This window comes from Pseudarthrobacter cremeus, assembly GCF_051857465.1.
Taxonomy (GTDB): domain Bacteria; phylum Actinomycetota; class Actinomycetes; order Actinomycetales; family Micrococcaceae; genus Arthrobacter.
This window is the reverse complement of the sequence record NZ_JBPZHC010000010.1, coordinates 93,482-112,766: the sequence shown is the minus strand read 5'-3', so window position 1 is coordinate 112,766 and position 19,285 is coordinate 93,482. Positions and strand designations below refer to the sequence as shown.

The following is a 19,285-nucleotide window of genomic DNA, read 5'->3' as shown; positions in this document are numbered from 1 at the left end:
ATGAAAGGAGTCAGCGTTCGCGGCAAAATCAAGGCTTAGTGGGTTCGCCCGTTTTCGACCACGACCTTTGCTGGCACCCAGGTTTTAGACGATTCCTGAAAGGACTTAATTACGCGGGCGGGAACCCCCGCCACCATCCGCATAGGTGGAACATCTTTCGTCACGACCGAATTGGCCGCCACGACCACTCCGTCCCCAATTTCTACCGGGCCTAAGATGATAACGTTGTCGCCGATCCAGCAGTTTGACCCAATACGCACGTCTCCCTGATTTCCAAGCGGCCGGGATGCCGGAGCTGAGCGGGGATCACTGGCTGAATTATCGCCATAAGAACCATGAGCATGATCGCCAATAAAAACCGAAGAACCAACGAGGCAGTCGTCGCCTATTTGTATGTTCCCGATGGCAGATATGTGGAGTCGATCCGATCCTCTGAAACCTGCTCCAATGGAAATCTTGGGACAGAACGTGTCTTCCCCATAATCATGTATGGCTTCTATCCAGGCAGGGCCATGGACCTGGAAATCCGGGCCTATTGTGATACCGCGAAGTCCGGAAAGTTGACTGCCCAGGGGCAAATGACCGTCAAAGCCATGAAGCTTTGCGTTAACCGCGCCTAAAGCTTTCGTGACGGAACGTATCAGAAGTCGTGCGCTTCCAATTCCAATGCCGTCCCGGTTTGTCGCGCGACGTGCTCGTTTTAGCATTTTTCCTCCGGGCCTATTCTGGTGATCTAAAGAAAGCGTTCACTTATTATCTTTAGCGGCAGCAATGGGTCGATAGATGATTCGCGCATCCTAACGTGGAGTCGACCCTTCGCTGACAGGGACTCCCTTAACCCAGGTGTTTGGATGACTTTCAGTATTGACTCTGCGATGCTTGAAGCCTCAGTTGGATCAAAGTATTGCGCTGCGTGCCCGCATGTTTCGCGCAGGGAAGCGATGTCAGACGCGAGCACCGGCGTGCCAACTGACATCGCTTCGAGGGGCGGAAGGCCAACCCCTTCGTAGAGAGAGGGCATGACAAGACAAACTGCACCTCCTACAGCATTCCTCAACTCTTGGAAAGACAAATTGCCCATCAGATGGACACGCCCTTGGAGCGTCCTCAAGCGTCTAAAAACCTCTTTGTCCTGGTTCTTGACGTTGGCAGCACCCCCAGCCAGTACCAGATCAACATTGATCTTGTCTTGGATCATTGCGAAGGCATCCAAGAGGCCAACCAAGTTTTTATGCTTTTTTACGTTACCTACGAACAGAAGATAGTCTTTTCCGGGGCGCCGCCGCGGGGAGAGAACCGCTCCCTCGGCCTGAAGCCACGCACTCCCGATTCTCATGGGTGCAACATGAAGATTACTAGACACACCGAAAAGCCGCTGGACTTCGACCTTGGTCGACTCTGAAGGGACGAAAACGCCCGCGCTGCGGTCAAGCGAAGTTCTGAGCATGCTTTTGGCATATGCCCCTTTGGCTCCGCCGTGGCCCCCCTCAGTGCGAGGTAGTGCGTGCAGAACATCGTGTACCGTCACAAAAGTACGGGTGTGTAATGAGAGGGCAGGATAGGGATAATGCGGCGTCCAGAACGCCCTTGGTCGGGTTTGACGAAGGATTTTTGCAACTATCAACTGCTCCCGCAAGGAGTACATCGGAGCACGCTTCGAACCCGTTGACACGACCTCGAGTTGACGAACCGTCTGGCCGAGTTCGTCAGGAGCGCCGAGGACAGCGGCCCGCACCCCATTGTCCTTGGCCCAAGAGCCCAAGTGCCTAATCTGCTCACGTGAGTAGATGCCGATACCGCTCGCTCGGATGTGACGACCGTCAAAAAGTAAGTCAATAGTCATCGTCTAACTTTCGATGACTCGAGCAACTTCCTACGCAAATTACTTGCTAGCCGAGGCAGACGCTTCTTGACAAATTGAAATTCGTCGGGAAGCGCGTACTTTGCGGCCAGAGCAACATCCGCAAATGTAATCTTGACGCTACGAACAAACGCTTTGCGCCGCCATACGTTGAAATCATTCCGCTCGGACACTAGGAAGGGACTGGGCAAGCCAATGCCGTTCTTCTCCAGAAGTTCACTGCGGTATGTTTTCCTGAGGCGTTTGGATATCAAGCGGCCGTTTGTGTCAGAGCCGTATTTGTATACGGGAATTAGGCCAAGTCTATCCCGCGCAATCAAAACCGCGTCAGCATATTTTCTTGACAAGATTAGGAACTCCTCGTTGACGCCGTCAGCGTCTTTTAGCGAAATTGATAGCCTCACACTTATGGCGCTCGGATCGTTGGGATCGAAACCGCTAAAGTGTACGAGACGAAGGGGATGACCGGTTGAGGAGATTACAAGGCCTTCATCACGGCTAACTATCTCGCGTTCATGTAGGTTCCACGGGCCCACGTTATAGCCGGCGTGCAACCATGAATGGGCGCCAAATAGGACAGATCCGATGTCAGTCCATTTTTGATCTACAAAAATGGACAGTAGCGGGTATATGAGGCACTCGCGGCGAAGGTGTGACCACCACCATTTCAAGAACGGCCGACTTGTCCGGTTGAAAGCGCAGAACCCGAGGTTGTGAACACCGACCGTAAGACTGTGCACCTCTGAGACTATCCCGGAGCCCGGCTCGATAGGTCGGAGAAAGTGAGGCGTGAACACAATTCCATGCTCATCGACAACGTCTGGAAGTTCATCAAGGGGGGCAATCAGAAATGTGTCTGGATCAAGATAGACGACACGTTCGTATTCGTTGAGCAACTCTAGGAAAAACAACGGCTTAATAGAGGTAGAAAACTCGACCACGTCGTATATGGCAGCGAGGTCCAGGACTTCTCGTTGCTCTAGGTTGAGAAAGTCGAGACCCACGATGCGCAGATTTGCTGGCTCACTCCCGAGGTCTTGCCTATCGCCGTCTACTACCATGACGACTAGTTCTATATCAGGGGAGTGTTCTTGGATGCTGCCGTGCAGTGCGAGTGCCTGCGGGAGATAATTCTGAGCTACCACGGTGCAGTATACGGTGGAACCGTCAATGGTCATGGATTATCACACTTTCTAAATAGCCAAAGCTGGTAAGAGAAGTTTCAAAAGTGGGAACAGCAGCCTTAGCCTAAATTGACATGGCAACCGCTCTTAAGCGTTCACGAAAACTTCGCTCGTTAAACCCTGCTGCGTGGGCCTTGATGAATTCTGAATCGAAAGAGGATTGCTCGAGATCTAGGATGGCTTTAGCCAACTCATCCGGACCGGAGAAGTCATACAGGACTCCAGTCTCTGAATTAACGCTATCCAACACGCCGCCTTGGCCGAGCGCGACGACGGGAGTGCCGTGTGTCATTGCTTCGACCGGAACTATCCCGAAGTCCTCCAATCCAGGGAACAGCAATCCTTGAGCATTGGCCAACCATGTGGCCTTTTCTGTCTCACTAACTTGGCCGACGAACTCTATGGTTGGGCCTGATATGGAACGAAGGGCGACTTCTGCCGGGCCCACACCTGCGACCACGAGTCGCCGTCCGAGTTTATTGCAAGCCAGTATGGCGTGGTCAATTCTCTTGTAGTCGACGAGTCGGCCAAAGCACAAATAGTACGGCGAGCCTGCACTCCTAGTAGTGTTCTGGGTCGGTGCCGCCGGCTCTACCGGGGGGTGCAGGATTTCGGAGTCGCAGCCGTAAAAGTCTCGAATACGCCGCTGTGTCTCCGAAGAATTCGCAAGACGTCTCGTAGCTTTTGATGCCGGAAGCCGATCCAAATATTGGATCGCGGGGATGAGGAATCGGAGAATCTTCGCTGTGCTCGATCGCACTCGGTTTTTCTCAAGGTCAAACTTCCAGGCAATCCGCATGGGAGTGTGGTAGTACACAACGCTTTTGCCGACGACGCGGTGGCACGCTTGATGCCCAGCAAAGTGGCTACTAATGATAACGACATCAGCATCTATTTTAGCGAAGCGCCAAGCCAGCCAGAGTAAAGGCGCATAGTACTGCCACTTATTTAGGATTCCGGGCAGTTTTGGGCTGAGTAAGGAGCGAACTGATCGGCCCGGCAAGATTTTGCTCGTGAGATCTGTGTTAGCAACTCCGACGACTATATCGGCCTCCGGAAAAGTTTTCGCCATTTGGAGGAGAACTTTTTCGGACCCAGCTAAATTTGTTAGCCATTCATGAACCAAGACGACCTTCATGACCTACTATTCCTTCGTCTTCTGATATCTAGAGTTGAACCCAGTGCAATAACCGCGCTAGTTATGGTGAGAAGCACAAGAAAAACGGAAATGCCTTGGCTAAACAGGAAAAGCCGCCAGAATTCTGCGAAGCCATAACCAATCACTCCCGCACCGGCGGCATAAACGCCACCTACTCGGGAAAAAATACCAAAAAGAAGCGACATGCTGGCTAGCAGGACAAGTATCGCGACGAGGCCCCACCAGCCATACTTTGCATAGGTGTCTGCAAAAGCAGAATTTGTGTTCAGATTCGGCGCAATGTCGACATTGTAACCGTAGATGGCCGGGTCAGTCGTCGCAGACTTATCTGCTTTTTCCGCTCGTAGAAAGGTCGGTATGACTGCTTCGACCGCTGAGGCCGCGGGAACTTGCTTCCCGAACTTTCCGTTGAATATTGATGAGGCGACGCCCAGCGACACCTGACCTGGAGCCCCGACGTAGGCCATTATCTGGTAGACGTTCATTGCTATCGGATTATCCACGCCGAAGAGGCGGTAGTAATTGCCGTTTCGCACGAAGTTGAATATAGTCAATGCGGCGAAGATAACTAGACCGGCAAAAGCTATTCCCAACGGTTTAAAACGCCTTGATGAGTCCTCGTGAGCCATAAGAAAGAAAAATACGACGATTGCCATGACTAATGAAAGTCGCGATGTTAGAAGGGCGTTCATTATCAAAAGCAGGCAGTTGATAACGACACTAAAAAGGGAGACTTTCCGTTTTCGGTATAGATAGAGGCCGACAGGTGCAGCCATGGCGGTTGCATAACGGAGCGTGGCAAGGCTAGAGCCATCTGCCAAATGCTCTGAGAGTACATTCGCAGAGCTCGTAGATAGGGCATCAACAATTGAAACCGAACCGCTAACTGCAGAGTAAGCTGCCACCACGCCGACCAGGCCTGAAAGGCTGATTACAAGGTAAAATCGTTTTTCAACCTCGGTGGAGCGAGCTCTCACTAGACCGTCGCCAGCGATTAAAGACTTACCTAGTGCTGCAAAACTTACAGCGACAAAGACCACCGTGGCGTAAAACGCCAGTAGGAGAAGAACTCCGCCTAAATTCACATCGGCCCTGTCCCCAAAGCCACGAAGGTACAGCGACTCGCCGGGAATGCTCCAAACGACAAGGCTCAGGATGATCGGAACCAACAGAAGCTTGCTCGGTGTTAGGAGGCTGGATAAGGAGACTTTCGAGCCGCTCCCCCCTACTCTTGCTTCCGAAAGTCTTCCAGGCGTTTGTCGATCTTTAGCACTCGCTAAGGGTTCCATATCATGCGCTTCGTCGCTCGTGTGAGCACCATGGCAAGACATTGGCGCACCCGCGGTTTGAGTTTGATCACTGTCGCACTAAGCCCTTGGTCTTAAGGTCTGGGCGGGACGACGAGGTGCAGGAGCAAGTAGTTCGTCGAACTCGTCAACGGACTGATCCCGAAAATCACTTTTTGTTGGTGATTTAGCGTACTGGGGTTGCCGGTGATCATCTTCGTGTCGGTAGTAACTGTATGCGTAGGCGTCGGGCCCCTTGGACGGGAGCCGATTGACGACAATTCCAAGAAGGTTGGCATTGACCATCTCAAGGCCCTGAAGTGCCTTATCGAGGTCTTGTTCTCTTGCCTTCTGTGCTCCAACAATCAGAACCACGCCCCCAACGTGCTGGCTCAATACCGCCGCATCAGTAACTGGCAAGAGGGGAGGGGCATCTATGATGACGACGTCGAAAGCCTTCTCTAGCTCTTGCAGAAGTTGGCTCATCTCCAGGGAACCGAGGAGTTCGCTCGGGTTAGGGGGAATCCGGCCAGAAGTTAAGACGTATAGGTTATCTTCACCCCACTGCTGCAGCAGATCGTTTATGTGGGCATCGCCGACCAAAGCGGTGGTTAGCCCAGCATTTCGTTCTAATCCTAGATACTCACCTACCATCGGCCGCCGAAGGTCTGCGTCTATAAGACAAACGTTCTTACCTGCCTGCGCCAAAGATATGGCTAGATTTGTCGCCGTCGTACTTTTTCCTTCACCTGGGAGCGAGGAGGTCAATAAGAGCGTCTTGGCGCGGCCAGCGATATTTGCGAACTGCAAATTCGTACGGATCTGGCGGAAAGATTCGGCACGCGGACTTTGATCGGTTGACTGGCTTAGGAGGGGCCGCTCGGTAGCGTCCGGATCGAAGGCAATTCCGCCCAGTAGGGGAGCGTCCGTCACCCTTCGTACGTCTGCTTCGACTCTTATTCGAGTGTCGAACGTGTTCCTGGCAACGGCCAGCCCCAAGCCCAATGCGATCCCGACAAAGAGGCCAAGTGCCAGATTCAAGCGGGTGTTCGGTGCCGACGGCGTAGCAGGAGCAGCGGCAGGTGTGATTATGGAGAGGCTTACCGGCGAAGTATCGCCCGTTCGTGGTCTTTCGAGTGTGTCCACGGCTTTGATGAGGCTGTTGGCTACCGCTTGCGCCGTAGCGGCGGCTTGGACAGGAGAGTCATCATCCACGGAAATGTTAATTATGACTGTATTTAGATCGGTACTCGCCTGCACCCTGCCCGCGAGCTGACCAGCCGTTTCTTGGAGGCCTAGGCTGTCGATGACGGGCTGCAAAACTACAGGAGCGGTAACAGTTCGAACGTAAGATTGAACTCTCGCCTGACTGAATGTGTTTCCTTGCTGAAGTTCAGACACTGTACCGGAACTCTGAATCGCCACGAAGAGTTGCGTATTGGCTGTGTAGGTGGGCTGAGTCAGAACGGAAGACAGCCCTCCCGTCAGAAGTCCTAGCGCTGTGAGCGCCGTTATCGAGATCCAACTACGTCGGATTATTCGCAGGTAGTCGCGTAGATCCAACTTAGGTCCCCCTGTATTTTTGCCGGGGGCGGCCGAAGGCACCCACCAGAACGGCACCATTCATGCGGTTAGGGCAATTATACCCGGCGTTTATGGCACTCGCTCACAGTGGCTTGGACGCAGTGACTTAATGATCCGATGGGAACTCAGCAACGGCATCGGCCACGACCTAGGTGTCCCCGCCACTCTTTGATGTCATGTCCTAGACCTTCGAAAGCTGGATGGCTGTCTAGCTGGACAGACCAACCTGTGATTAGGGAGTTGCGGCTTTTCTCTGGGATCGGCAGCGCCAGAACCCTCCCACGGCATCTCCCGAGGGCGACATTTGTCATCGATTCGATCCACCGTTAAGCCTGAAGGGGACGTTGAGATACAACGGTTAGGGCCTGGCTGGAGATTCTATCTTCGAGGGCTGCTGTGGTTGCCGCTTTGATCTCAGCGGACGTGATAGTGGGGTGGATGATTCTCAACGAAGCGGCATGAGACCCGCATTATGTCAGGGCAACGTCATTGGCGAGCCGGAATCCGTTTGTGGATGTGCTGAACTCGCGCCGCCGTAGGAAACCGACTTCTAGTTCTATCATCGCTTGGTTGTCTGCTTCTGCAAGGAAAGGGTCTTGCACCATTTTCCAATGTAGCGGTCAAACGTTCAGCCGTTGGTCGACATGGGGCGAAGCAAACGGTTATCCCGTTCAGCGCTGGGAAGCAGCAGAAGGTAAAATCACCGCAACGCCGCGCGTTTGTCAGCGACCTTGGTATCACCCGGGGACTTGGCGCTCTTGGTAACCGGCCTCAAATTGGACAATGCCACTTCCTAACCTCGATTTTTCCTGATGGTCGGGTCGGCTGCCGGGTCTTTGTTTGAGTCGTGTCCGGCCTGATTTCGTGGTTTTGGGCGCGGCGGCGGGGCCAGTTGTCGCTGGCTGGGCGTTGGGTTCCACGGCTCCGATGGGTGATTCTGGTCGTTGTTGGGTCTGGCCGGGTGCTTTTCAGGCCAGGAGGCTGGTCTTCAGTTCGGCGATGGCGGCCAGGATTGTAATGATGGTGCCGGCTTCCGGGGCTTTGTCAGGGATCAGCAGCCGGGTCCGCCGGGCCCTGGTGATGAGTTTCCCGGCGGTCGCGAAGAGCCTGTAGCGCCACCGTTTCATGTCCCACCCCGGGCTTTATGGCCGGTGGGCAACGCGGTTAGTTGCAGCCAGGAGACCAGGTTCATGGCCAGGGCGGCGAGGTTGGCCCAGACCTGGTTGGCATGAAAGTCGAAGAACGGCAGCTTCCCGAGCCCGGTGTTCTTCAGCGTTTTGATCCGGTTCTCACACCGTCCCCGTGCCCGGTGCCGGAGATCCAGGGCTGAAGGGACGCTCCCGAAGATGCCGGCACCGGTCCGCAGAATGTCCAGATCAGAGACGTGTTTCCCCGCCGCCGGCGAGCATGACCGCCAACGAGCCCAGGATCGTGCCCGGCCCGTGACGGGCCCCGGCAGGGACGAACTGGCCCAAACGGTCCTCGCACAAACCCCGGAACCCGAGCGCGTCAACAAAGGACTTCACCACGTTCAGCACGGCATGGGAGACCAACTGCTGTTCCGTCGTGGCGACAGGAAGCAAGGGAAAAACCCGGGTATTCTTAGACATCAGAAAGGTGCTTCTTTCAGCCGGTAGAAAAGTGCGTAGACAACACTATTTTCCCAGCTCAGAAGCACCTTTCGTCGATTAACCACACCGGACTAGCGCCACCCTCATGAAATCCCCGGGCTAAGATCCGGTCCGCAGGAAACTCTTCAACGAGTATCAACATCCTCAAACACCAGAAAGGTCTGCGTGTCCAGCACACCAGGCATTGACTGCAACTGATCGAAAATCACGCGCCGGAGATCGGTGTTGTCGATGGCGCGCACCAGCAGGATCACGTCAAAATCGCCTCCCACTAAGGCAATGTGATGCACCTCCGGGATGGACCTGAGCTCTTCCCGCAGTTCACGCCACGAGTGCTGGCTCACCTTCAGCGTCACGTAGGCAGAGGACTTCAGGCCAGCTTTGATGGGGTCCACCAGGGCCGTGAACTTGGTCAGCACACCCTCACCCGTCAGCCTGGCGATGCGCGTGTAGGCGTGCGCCCGGGAGATATGGACGTTTTCGGCCACCTGCGTCACGGACATCCGCCCGTCCCGGGTGAGTTCGGAAATGATCCTGCGGTCCACGTCGTCCAGCGGCACCTCGCCGTTGTCGCCTTCACGTCCTGCCAATTCGTCCACCATTCACACTCGTTGTCCAGATCACACTTACGATTTGTCTTCCAGACTAGGCCAACTCAGCGGGACCTTCCACGATTCGACGAACTACTGGATACGAAACACGCCTCGGGACCATACTGGGAATGACTAGTGGCTACAGAAGGACTGACCAATGACGATCTCCGCGGACCACTCTGCGCCGGACCAGGCGCAACGGCTGCAGGCCGAAGATGCCGTATCGGAAGCGGTGCGGAAGTTCGGCATCACTGCCGAGGACTACATGCTTCCCGCCCACCACCAGATTGAAATGGTGGGCCCGGACGGACGGCTCAAGGCCGAAAGCGAACAGGGCACCGAGCCCGGCCACGAGTACCCGCTTCCCGCCGACGAAGAACTGCTGGCCGCCTACGAGCAGCTGGTCGTCGGGCGCCGGGTCAACGACCAGAATTCGGCGCTCGTCCGCCAGGGGCGCATGGCCGTCTACCCGTCCAGCCACGGCCAGGAAGCCTGCCAGGTGGCAGCAGCACTCTGCCTTTCCGAGGGCGACTGGATCTTCCCCACCTACCGCGACGCCGTCGCGGTCATGGCTCGGGGAGTCGATCCCGTGGAGGCCATGACCATCTTCCGGGGTGACTGGCACAGCGGCTACGACCCCGCCAAGCACAAGGTGGGCATCCAGTGCACCCCGCTCACCACCCAGCTCCTGCACGGCGTGGGGGTGGCCCATGCGGCCAAGCTCCGCGGCGAGGACACCGTGGTGCTGGCAATGTGCGGCGACGGCGCCACCAGCGAAGGCGACTTCCACGAGGCCCTCAACTTCGCCGCCGTCTTCCACCTGCCCGTGATCTTCTTCGTCCAGAACAACAAGTACGCCATCTCCGTGCCGCTGTCGCAGCAGTCCGTGGCGCCGTCGCTCGCCCACAAGGCGGTGGGTTACGGTATGGCCGGCGAACGCGTGGACGGCAACGATGTGGTGGCCCTCCTCGCCGTCCTGGACCGGGCAGTCAAGCTTTGCAGGAACGGCTCGGGGCCGCTCCTGGTTGAAGCGAACACCTACCGGATGCAGGCACACACCAACGCCGATGACGCCACACGCTACCGGCCGGACAGCGAAGTGGCCGAGTGGCTGGCCAAGGACCCCCTCAGCCGGATGAAGACCTACCTCACCGACCGGGGCCTGCTGGACGACGACGGCGGCGCACGGATTGCCGCGAAGGCGGAAGCGGTTGCCACCCAGCTCCGCGAAGGCCTGAGCGAGGACGTTCCAGTGGACCCGCTGGAACTCTTCCGGCACGTCTTCTCCGCACCCACACCCCAGCTGAAGGAACAGTCCGCCATGCTCGCCGATGAGCTGGCCCGCGAAGCATCATCTGAGGAGTCCAGCAAATGAGCCCCACCGTGACCACCTCCTCCGAAGCGAACGGCAACGTCAGTTCCGCCACCGCGCGGGCTGCCGCCGCGGCTGCCGAAGAAGCAACAGGACCGCAGGCCATCACCATGGCCAAAGCCCTCAACACCGCCCTGGCTGATGCCATGGAGGCAGACCCGTCGGTCCTGGTCTTCGGCGAGGACGTGGGCCTTCTGGGCGGCGTCTTCAGGATCACCGACGGCCTGACCAGGACATTCGGCCAGCAGCGCTGCTTCGACACCCCGCTGGCTGAATCCGGCATTGTGGGCATGGCCGTAGGCATGGCCATGAACGGGATGCGCCCCGTGGTGGAGATGCAGTTCGACGCGTTCGCGTATCCGGCATTCCAGCAGATCGTCAGCCACGTGGCCAAGATGCACAACCGCACCAAGGGCGCCCTGAAGCTGCCCATGGTCATCCGGGTTCCGTACGCGGGCGGGATCGGGGGAGTGGAGCACCACTGCGACTCCTCCGAGTCCTACTACGCGCACACTGCCGGCCTGAAGGTGTTCACGCCGGCTACCGTCGCCGATGCCTACCGTATGCTCCGGGAAGCCATCGATTCGGATGACCCGGTCATGTTCATGGAACCCAAGAAGCTCTACTGGTCCAAGGACATGGTGGACCTCGCGGACCTCCGGACGCAGCACGCCGCCAATACGGCAGCCGGCACGTCCTCCGAAGGCCGGGCCGCCGTCGCCCGTCCCGGGACCGACGCAACGCTGATCGCCTACGGACCGTCCGTCCCGACGGCGCTGGCCGCCGCTGCTGCGGCCGCCCAGGAAGGGCGCTCTCTCGAAGTCATCGACGTCCGCTCCATCGTCCCCTTCGACGACGAGACCGTGTGCGCCTCCGTCCGCAAGACCGGCCGGGCCGTGGTGATCGCGGAAGCGCACGGCTTTGCCTCCGTCTCGTCCGAGATCGTGGCGCGGGTCCAGGAACGCTGCTTCCACTACCTCGCAGCGCCGATCCGCCGTGTGACAGGGTTCGACATCCCTTACCCGGCTCCGAAGCTTGAGCACTACTACCTGCCCGGCGTGGACCGCATCCTCGACGCCGTTGACGACCTCCAGTGGGAGAACTGACCATGACCTCAGCACTGCAAGTATTCATGCTTCCCGACCTGGGCGAAGGCCTCACCGAAGCCGAGCTGCTCAACTGGCTGGTGGCCGTGGGGGATGAGATCCGGGTGGACCAGCCCATCGCCGAAGTGGAAACGGCCAAGTCCGTGGTTGAGGTTCCCTCGCCGTACGCAGGCACCGTCACGGTCCTCCACGGCGAACCCGGACAGACCCTGGAGGTGGGTAAGCCGTTCATCTCGGTGGCTCCTGTGGGCGCGCCGGTTCCTGCGGCTGAGGCCGCGGCCGAGACGTACCGCGAGGAGGAAAAGGCCGGTTCAGGGAATGTGCTGATCGGGTACGGGACGCCGGGCGGCAGCGGCGCCACCGGACGGACCAGGGCGCGGCGCAGCAGCGTGGCTCCGAGACCCGACAACGGCACGACGCCGCCGGTGCCTTCTGACGCAGAGAAAGCTGCCGATGACCTGCTGCTGCTCCGTACAAGGGTCCCCGGGAAGCTCGGTGCTGTCATCTCCCCGCTGGTCCGGCGGATGGCCCGGGAACACGGTGTCGACCTCGGAGCGGTGCACGGCTCCGGTGACAGCGGGCTGATCATGCGCAGGGATGTTGAGGCTGCGATCAGCAGTCCGGCGCCGGCTGCCGCAGGCCCTGCCGCCGTGGAGACGCCGGTATCCGCACAGGCCCCATCACCCACGCCGACACCGGCTGCCGAAGGCACCGATTCCCGCACAGGCCTCGGTATTTCTGCCCGGACACCGGTGAAGGGTGTCCGCAAAGCCGTCGCCGCCAACATGGCGCGCAGCCGTTCGGAGATCCCGGAGGCAACCGTCTGGGTGGACGTGGACGCCACCGCCATGGTTGAGCTCCGGGCCGGCCTCAAGAAGTCCGATCCGCACAAGACCCCGGGCCTCCTCGCCTTCATCGCCCGTTTTGTCACAGCAGGGTTAAAACGGTTCCCCGAGCTGAACACCCGCATCGAAACCACCTCCGAAGGCTCCCAGGAGATCGTTTCCTTCGCCGGGATCAACCTTGGCTTCGCGGCCCAGACCGACCGCGGCCTGATGGTCCCCTCCATCCGCCACGCGGACCGACTCAGCGCCCGCGAACTGGACGGGGAGATCCGCCGGCTCACCGCCGTCGTACGCGACGGCAAGGCGACTCCCGAGGAACTGGGCAGCGGCACCTTCACGCTGAACAACTACGGCATCTTCGGGGTGGACGGTTCGGCGGCCATCATCAACTACCCCGAGGTTGCGATCCTCGGCGTGGGACGCATCATGGACAAGCCCTGGGTGCTTGACGGCGGACTGGCTGTCCGCAAGGTCACCGAGCTGACGCTCACCTTCGATCACCGCGTCTGCGACGGCGGCACTGCGGCCGGATTCCTGCGGTTTGTGGCCGATGCGATCGAAAACCCGGGATCGGTGCTGGCCGACCTGTAATTGAGCGACCTTGCCCAAACCTGCTGGAAACCTGATGAGGGGCTGGGGATAACTGCCGGAATCCTTGAGCGTGGACGCTCACTTGGATGCGCCTATATTGGTCAAGCAAGGGCTTGTTGGACCGGTTGGGGAGCGTGAGCCTCGCCGCCAAGACGATGGGCATCAACGTCCAAACCTGCTTCCATTGGGCCTACAAGGCTGGCGCAGTCACCCGCAAACCCCGCACAAATCCGGTGGCCAAGCAGTCTGCCACCCCAGAGCAGAAGGACGAGTTCTTCGCCGTAGTCGCTCGTGTGGGCAGTGTCAGCCTGGCCGCCCGGGGAGCTCGGTCTGGCGAGATCGCAGTGCGTGAGCTGGGCCCGTCACGCCGGAATCAGGTCCATCCACCCAGGGGTCGGGAAACGCGCCGAATTCCTGCGGTTGCGCGAAGCGGGCGTCGGCCGGATGGAAGCCGCCGCCACCGCCGGCGCGAGCCGCAAAAGCGGGTACCTGTGGGAGAACGAGCGGGATATGGCCAAGGGCCGCGCCGTTGGCTCCAACGCCCCGGAAGTGCCGTATAAACAGGAAGTGATTACCGCTTTCGCCGAACCGTCGGCCCCCGTTACGGCACCGGAAGCCCCGCCGGAGCCGGTGCCGGCGGTGCTACCACCGCCGGCGGCTCCGGTGGCTTTGGAAGCCCTTGAGCAGCCCGTCAGCGCCCGCTTCCTGTCCCTGCCTGAGCGGGAGAAGATCGCGGACCTGCGTTCCCACGGAACCTCTATGCAGGCGATCGGCAGGGCGCTGGGCCGCTCCGTAGGTACCATCAGCCGGGAGATCAAACGCAACAGCCACCCCGTGCTCGGCTATCAGCCCTACGGCGCCCACCGCACCGCCACGGCGGCCCGGGCACGGCCCAAGGACAGTAAGCTGGCAGCAGCCGGAGGCTTGCGCGACTACGTGACGGACAAGCTGCGCATCCACTGGTCCCCGGAACAGATCTCGAAGCTGCTGATCAAGGACTTCCCCGATGACGAGCAGATGCGCGTGAGCCCCGAAACGATCTACCAGGCCCTCTACTTCCAGGCCTGCGGCGGACTAAGACGCGAGGTCAAAGAGGCCCTGCGCACCGGAAGGACACGCCGCAAAAAACAGAAAAGCCCCGAGGAACGCACCAGTCGTTTCCGGGACCCGATGATCAACATTTCCGAACGCCCCGCAGAGGTCCAGGACCGCGCGATCCCGGGCCATTGGGAGGGCGACCTCATCACCGGGGCACACAACCAATCGGCCATTGCGACTCTGGTCGAGCGCACCACCCGCTACGTGATGCTGGTACACCTACCGGTGGACCACACCGCCGAATCGGTCCGCGACGGGCTCATCAAGACCATGGGTACCCTTCCGGCGCATCTGCGCGGTTCCCTGACCTGGGACCAAGGCGTCGAAATGGCCAAACACAAGGCGTTCAGCATCGCCACCGACATGGACGTCTACTTCTGCGACCCGGCCAGCCCCTGGCAGCGTGGATCCAACGAAAACACCAACGGGCTACTGCGTCAGTACTTCCCCAAAAGCACCGACCTGAACGCCTACGGCCCCGAGGACCTCGAACACGTCGCCCAGGAACTCAACGCGCGCCCCCGCAAAACACTCAACTGGAAAACCCCAGCCGAGTCACTTCGTGATTTACTGATAGCCAGCTGACCTCGGGTGTTGCAACCGTGAGACTTGCTTGTAGCTGGTCTGGAACTGGCTGGCAGGATTGGTACCGGCCGTTCCACCGGTGGAAGTGACTCATGTTGCAACTGACCCTCAGGGTGTCATTGGGTCGACTTGTCCGTCCACGGGGCTGGGTGGCCGGTACCCGTCCGGCCCACCTCGGTAGCTTGATTAGAAGATTGTCCACCCCATGGGGCGTGACCCATCACAGTGCTGTTCCGACGTGATTCCTACCCTGACTGGTACCGGCCTGCAACGGCCGCCACCCAAGTCCATCACAAAGGAAAAGTACGGTGACCGCCTTGTCTATCGTCGCGCATTCTCACCCATTTGTCGTGGGTGTCGACACTCACGCCCGCAACCACGCCTATGCCATCCTCGACACCACCAACGGTGCGCTGCTGGATACCCAGCAGTTTCCCACCACTACGGCCGGGATCAACCGAGCCATCAAATGGGTCGCACGCCGCACCAACGCCGACGCCGATACCCTGTGGGTGATCGAAGGCGCCGCCTCCTACGGTGCGATCCTCGCCGGCACCGTGGCAACCCATGGATTCCCAGTCGCCGAAGCCCCGCGCATGGATGCCAAGAAGAACCGCGGCGTCGGTAAAACCGACGCCTTGGACGCCCACCGAATGGCCATAGCAGCGCTACCTCTACCAGTTGAAAAACTGCGTCGTCCCCGCGTGAATGAAGGGATCCGCCAGGGTTTGCGGATCCTAGTCACCGCTCGCGAATCCATGAGCAAGGACCGCACCCGTTCGATCAATGCCTTGAACGCTTTGGTACGCAGCAACGACCTCGGTATCGACGCCCGCAAGAAGCTCACCCCAGTCCAGATTGAGGAGGTCTCCCGGTGGCGAGAACGCGAGGAAGAACTGGCTTTGAGTATCGCCCGCGCCGAGGCGGTCCGCCTAGCCAAGCACATCCTGGACTTGGAGGGACAGCTGAAAACCAACGAAAAGCAGTTGGACGAGCTGGTCAAGGTTAGCGAGGCCGCACCTCTGCTTGAGGAGAAGGGCTTCCAGGCGGTGACCGCGGCGAAATGTTTGGTGGCGTGGTCGCATGAAGGACGGGTCCATAGCGAAGCTGCCTTCGCCTGTCTAGCGGGCGTGAATCCCATCCCTGCATCGTCGGGGAACACGGTTCGGCATCGGCTGAACCGTGGAGGCGATAGAAGGCTCAACAGTGCCCTTTACATGGCTGCCATCACCAGGATGACCTACGACTCTGAAACGGGTGAATACGTCGAGAAACGTCGTGCCGAGGGCAAAACTGACAAAGAGATCCGACGTTGCGTCAAGCGATATCTAGCCCGTCGTGTGTTCCGGATCTTGAATGCCGCGGCTCTGGAGAAAAAGGTCCAGGAAGCGGCTTGACAGACATAGAAGAGTCGACCCCTGGAATTCGCCTCAGCGGGCACATCAACTGGCCGCCCACGGGCAGAACGTAATGGCCAGAGACAGTCTTGGGACGGAGCAGGACTCCCATCGCGCGATCGGGCTGGGCTTCCGCGGCCTTGCCGTCGGCTTTCCCTGCAACACCCCGGTCACGTGCGTCGGGACCTTAACAGCATGCTAAGTCCGGCGTGCTTGATGATTTTTCGGCTGACCTGGACGGTGTAATCCGTGTTGGCGTGAGTATTCACAGCCTTAAGCCAGCTTTTGCACAGGATTGAGCATGAATCGTATTTCAAAACGGGCTTTGAGTTTAGGCTCATGAGGGAAAGGTAAAGACGTCCCCGGGGCCGGATCGTTTGGGTTCCCGCGACCTGTGGGGGGTTGGTCTTTTCGTATGCATGCCGGTTCTCCGGCGTGTGGCCCCGGATGTGCTTGATGATTCGGGTTTTCGCCAAGGTCTCAACCAAAGGTTTCAACCTAATGATTTCTCCTTCCCCGCTGGCCCTCGCTTGCGTAGCCGCGCTTGAAAACGCCGGGTGCCGTGATGATGCCAGCGGTGTTCTCGGCACATTCGTCCAGAGCCGTCGCTACTCACCATGGGAACTGGCGCAGAGGATTGCAGCCAGTTCCCATGTTGAGTCTTGGCGTATCAGCTCCCTGAGGGGCCTGATTGAACCAGCACTGTTTGAGTGCTTCCCTGACCGTTGTCACCAACCCTTGAGGGCTGGCTGACGCGTACAGGCCCCCAGCTCCGCTGTCCCTAGTGGGCGCGGGGGTGGTGCCTGGTCATGCATACCCGGTTCCGTCGGGTTGTGCATGTGTTATCCCATGCAGTACCTGTCCTTTTAAACCCATATGTCAATCACAGGAATGAAAATGCGAAAAATTTCCAAGGTCTCAGCCCTTATTGCCGTTGTCGGTATTTCCCTCGCGGCCGGTCTCGCCCCGGCCTCGGCGGACACGGTCAACTCCACGGTTTCCGGTGCCAGCCTGTCGGCCACGACCGCGGCGCCGGCGCTGTCGGCGGTGACCCTGAACGGCACCAGCACGCAGACCTCCACCGGCACGTCCACGGCGTGGAGCCTGACCGATGCCCGCGGTACCGGCGCGGCCTGGACCGTTTCGGCCAGCGCCACAGACTTCACCAGTGCCGCCGGCACCACCGAAACCGTGGTCCGTACAATCACGGCCCCTAACCTGACCATCACTCCTGGTGCGGTTACCGCAGCAGCGGGCGCTGATGCCGCGACCGGAATCACCGCCCCGGCACTGGTCATGTCCACTGCGTCCCAGGCGCTGATCTCGGCTACGGGCCCGCACAAGGGCACATATAACCTGACGCCGTCGTTCAGCCTGGCGATCCCGGCAAACGCCTACCGGTCCAACTACACCACAGGATCCACCGGTGCGCTGAACCCCTACACCTCCACCCTCACCTACACGATCGCCTGATAAAGGGCGCCAACCCTCGCCGCGTCCCTTGCCCTGCGCCCGCTCCCGCGGGAAGGCCGGGACAGGGGCGCGGCGGAACCCAATGCCATACCCGCGCCTCGCCGCATGCTCCGCCCCTGATCCTGGTTTTACTTTCCCTGGGTCTGCCTAATCGAAGGATTCCTTGTTGTGACCCCGTCATCCCTTCTCCGCCCCGGCCGCGGACCCGTCCGCATGATTCTCTGTCTGGCCCTGCTGGTCCTGGCGGTTTTCCCGACCGCCGGTCAGGCATTCGCGGTCGATGACGGCACCGTGGGCATCCGCCCGGCCAACGAATCTGATTTCTTCCACATCTCCCTCTACCCGGGGGCGGCAATTGACTCCGAAGCGGTCGTCGCGAACCACTCTCAGGCGCCGGTGACCCTGCTGAACTACCCGGTGGACGGACAGACGACCCCCCAAGGCGGCTTTGCACTGGCCTCCCAGACTGATCCCCAAAAAGGAATCGGCGCCTGGATAACCCTCAAAGCCGATCACCTGACCATCCCCGCCAACTCGGAACTAAAAGTCCCCTTCCGCCTCACCGTGCCCGCCGGCACGCCGCCGGGGGACTACGCCGGCGCCTTGATCATCCAGAGCCCGCCCGTACAGGGAAAGACATCAACGGTCAACGGTGACACCGCGGTCCGCATCGACGTGGTCCAGCGCCAAGGGGTGCGGATCTACCTCAACGTCGCCGGTACCGCCGTCAAATCCCTCACCCACGGGAACCTATCATGGCAGCAGAACGGCAGCGACCTGGCCCTGACCCTTCCTGTACGGAACACGGGCAACACGATCCTGCATCCTACCGCGGAACTCGCGCTCACCGGCTGGCCGACCAACGACACAAGTGTGAAATTCGATACCCCCGAAAGTCTCCTGCCCGGCAGCAGCATCGACCTGCACGCCACCGTGACCCAGGTCCCCCCAGCGATGAACGCCGATGCCCAGGCGCGCCTGAATTCCGAGGCCGGCAGGGACCAAGCCAGCACTCATATCCTTTACGCACCCTGGCTCATCCTGGGCCTCGGACTGCTGGTCCTGGCCGGCATCTCTTACGGAGTGTGGCGGGGGATCCGCCTCGTTCGTTCCGCCCGGGCCGTCCTGGCCCAAACCCAAACCGCTTCCGAAGCGGTCGCGGGGCGCCACCGCCAGGACGCGTGAATCCAGACCGCCGGCACACGAGCGAGGGCAAACCTGATGCCCGTCCTCCAGCCGGGGATGTGCTGGGAACGCTTCGCCGGTGATCTTGACCGGAAGTTGATCCAATAACCGCGAACCCTTGAGGGAAGGAGACGACAATGGACGCTGCCAGGAATGAGACCTTGGCAAGGGGAACAGGACAGGGCCCGTCCTGTTCCGGAGAGTCCCCGGCCCTAAAGCCGGGGACTCTTGCCCCCTCAGCGTCCCGGACCCGGCACGCGCCGGCCTGGATGCCGCATTCATGGTGATGCTTGACAGTGGTCTGGCTGAGGTCCTGTAGTGCCGGCGCCGGCAGG

Annotated in this window: 16 protein-coding genes and 1 pseudogene; 8 read left to right on the top strand and 9 right to left on the bottom strand. The window is 59.6% G+C overall.

What is annotated here, in order from left to right; all coding sequences use genetic code 11:
- Positions 1–35: 35 nt before the first annotated feature.
- Positions 36–260: a DapH/DapD/GlmU-related protein gene (locus ACS5PJ_RS17645; RefSeq protein WP_439436159.1), complete on the bottom strand. Its 225-nt coding sequence runs from the start codon at positions 258–260 to the stop codon at positions 36–38.
- A gap of 75 nt (positions 261–335) precedes the next feature.
- Between ACS5PJ_RS17645 and ACS5PJ_RS17640 the strand changes: the two genes are divergently transcribed.
- On the top strand, positions 336–620 hold the full coding sequence (locus tag ACS5PJ_RS17640) for a hypothetical protein (RefSeq protein WP_439436158.1): 285 nt from the start codon (positions 336–338) through the stop codon (positions 618–620).
- Positions 621–733: 113 nt separating this feature from the next.
- On the opposite strand, the gene ACS5PJ_RS17635 is transcribed toward ACS5PJ_RS17640, so the two are convergent.
- The 8 genes and pseudogenes from ACS5PJ_RS17635 to ACS5PJ_RS17600 form a co-directional block, all read right to left on the bottom strand.
- A complete protein-coding gene (locus ACS5PJ_RS17635) occupies positions 734–1,843 on the bottom strand; it encodes a glycosyltransferase family 4 protein (protein WP_439436157.1) in 1,110 nt (369 codons plus the stop codon).
- Entirely contained in the window at positions 1,840–3,039 is a 1,200-nt protein-coding gene (locus ACS5PJ_RS17630; protein WP_439436156.1) for a glycosyltransferase family protein, read from the bottom strand. The genes ACS5PJ_RS17635 and ACS5PJ_RS17630 overlap by 4 nt, the downstream gene beginning before the upstream one ends.
- A 70-nt stretch (positions 3,040–3,109) precedes the next feature.
- A complete protein-coding gene (locus tag ACS5PJ_RS17625; RefSeq protein WP_439436155.1) occupies positions 3,110–4,183 on the bottom strand; it encodes a glycosyltransferase in 1,074 nt (357 codons plus the stop codon).
- Entirely contained in the window at positions 4,180–5,373 is a 1,194-nt protein-coding gene (locus tag ACS5PJ_RS17620; RefSeq protein WP_439436154.1) for an O-antigen polymerase, read from the bottom strand. The genes ACS5PJ_RS17625 and ACS5PJ_RS17620 overlap by 4 nt, the downstream gene beginning before the upstream one ends.
- A gap of 198 nt (positions 5,374–5,571) precedes the next feature.
- Complete coding sequence (locus ACS5PJ_RS17615; protein WP_439436153.1) at positions 5,572–7,113, bottom strand: tyrosine-protein kinase domain-containing protein; 1,542 nt, start codon at positions 7,111–7,113, stop codon at positions 5,572–5,574.
- A 929-nt stretch (positions 7,114–8,042) separates the two neighbouring features.
- Positions 8,043–8,398 (bottom strand): annotated as a pseudogene (locus tag ACS5PJ_RS17610) (transposase); the annotation flags it as partial.
- Positions 8,399–8,450: 52 nt separating this feature from the next.
- Positions 8,451–8,684: a hypothetical protein gene (locus tag ACS5PJ_RS17605; RefSeq protein WP_439436260.1), complete on the bottom strand. Its 234-nt coding sequence runs from the start codon at positions 8,682–8,684 to the stop codon at positions 8,451–8,453.
- A 146-nt stretch (positions 8,685–8,830) separates the two neighbouring features.
- Positions 8,831–9,307 carry an Lrp/AsnC family transcriptional regulator gene (locus ACS5PJ_RS17600; protein WP_439436152.1) on the bottom strand — a complete coding sequence of 159 codons (477 nt, stop codon included), beginning with the start codon at positions 9,305–9,307 and terminating at the stop codon, positions 8,831–8,833.
- 148 nt (positions 9,308–9,455) lie between these two features.
- Between ACS5PJ_RS17600 and ACS5PJ_RS17595 the strand changes: the two genes are divergently transcribed.
- From ACS5PJ_RS17595 to ACS5PJ_RS17565, 7 genes are all read left to right on the top strand, one after another.
- The gene (locus tag ACS5PJ_RS17595; RefSeq protein ID WP_439436151.1) at positions 9,456–10,673 is read left to right on the top strand and encodes a thiamine pyrophosphate-dependent dehydrogenase E1 component subunit alpha; all 1,218 of its coding nucleotides are present in this window, start codon (positions 9,456–9,458) and stop codon (positions 10,671–10,673) included.
- On the top strand, positions 10,670–11,776 hold the full coding sequence (locus tag ACS5PJ_RS17590) for an alpha-ketoacid dehydrogenase subunit beta (protein ID WP_439436150.1): 1,107 nt from the start codon (positions 10,670–10,672) through the stop codon (positions 11,774–11,776). The genes ACS5PJ_RS17595 and ACS5PJ_RS17590 overlap by 4 nt, the downstream gene beginning before the upstream one ends.
- A 2-nt stretch (positions 11,777–11,778) precedes the next feature.
- Positions 11,779–13,212: a dihydrolipoamide acetyltransferase family protein gene (locus tag ACS5PJ_RS17585; protein WP_439436149.1), complete on the top strand. Its 1,434-nt coding sequence runs from the start codon at positions 11,779–11,781 to the stop codon at positions 13,210–13,212.
- Positions 13,213–13,656: 444 nt separating this feature from the next.
- Positions 13,657–14,895 (top strand): IS30 family transposase, encoded by a 1,239-nt coding sequence (locus ACS5PJ_RS17580; RefSeq protein WP_439436253.1) that lies wholly within the window; start codon positions 13,657–13,659, stop codon positions 14,893–14,895.
- 308 nt (positions 14,896–15,203) lie between these two features.
- On the top strand, positions 15,204–16,292 hold the full coding sequence (locus ACS5PJ_RS17575; protein WP_439436148.1) for an IS110 family RNA-guided transposase: 1,089 nt from the start codon (positions 15,204–15,206) through the stop codon (positions 16,290–16,292).
- A gap of 897 nt (positions 16,293–17,189) precedes the next feature.
- A complete protein-coding gene (locus ACS5PJ_RS17570; protein WP_439436147.1) occupies positions 17,190–17,765 on the top strand; it encodes a WxL domain-containing protein in 576 nt (191 codons plus the stop codon).
- A 168-nt stretch (positions 17,766–17,933) separates the two neighbouring features.
- On the top strand, positions 17,934–18,950 hold the full coding sequence (locus ACS5PJ_RS17565) for a DUF916 domain-containing protein (protein WP_439436146.1): 1,017 nt from the start codon (positions 17,934–17,936) through the stop codon (positions 18,948–18,950).
- The last annotated feature ends 335 nt before the right edge of the window (positions 18,951–19,285 follow it).

Coding starts and splice junctions, on each gene's coding strand:
- ACS5PJ_RS17640 (WP_439436158.1), top strand. CDS start 336: ATGAGCATGATCGCCAATAAAAACCGAAGAACCAACGAGGCAGTCGTC.
- ACS5PJ_RS17635 (WP_439436157.1), bottom strand. CDS start 1,843: ATGACTATTGACTTACTTTTTGACGGTCGTCACATCCGAGCGAGCGGT.
- ACS5PJ_RS17630 (WP_439436156.1), bottom strand. CDS start 3,039: ATGACCATTGACGGTTCCACCGTATACTGCACCGTGGTAGCTCAGAAT.
- ACS5PJ_RS17625 (WP_439436155.1), bottom strand. CDS start 4,183: ATGAAGGTCGTCTTGGTTCATGAATGGCTAACAAATTTAGCTGGGTCC.
- ACS5PJ_RS17615 (WP_439436153.1), bottom strand. CDS start 7,113: ATGGTGCCGTTCTGGTGGGTGCCTTCGGCCGCCCCCGGCAAAAATACA.
- ACS5PJ_RS17605 (WP_439436260.1), bottom strand. CDS start 8,684: ATGTCTAAGAATACCCGGGTTTTTCCCTTGCTTCCTGTCGCCACGACG.
- ACS5PJ_RS17600 (WP_439436152.1), bottom strand. CDS start 9,307: ATGGTGGACGAATTGGCAGGACGTGAAGGCGACAACGGCGAGGTGCCG.
- ACS5PJ_RS17595 (WP_439436151.1), top strand. CDS start 9,456: ATGACGATCTCCGCGGACCACTCTGCGCCGGACCAGGCGCAACGGCTG.
- ACS5PJ_RS17590 (WP_439436150.1), top strand. CDS start 10,670: ATGAGCCCCACCGTGACCACCTCCTCCGAAGCGAACGGCAACGTCAGT.
- ACS5PJ_RS17585 (WP_439436149.1), top strand. CDS start 11,779: ATGACCTCAGCACTGCAAGTATTCATGCTTCCCGACCTGGGCGAAGGC.
- ACS5PJ_RS17580 (WP_439436253.1), top strand. CDS start 13,657: ATGGAAGCCGCCGCCACCGCCGGCGCGAGCCGCAAAAGCGGGTACCTG.
- ACS5PJ_RS17570 (WP_439436147.1), top strand. CDS start 17,190: ATGCGAAAAATTTCCAAGGTCTCAGCCCTTATTGCCGTTGTCGGTATT.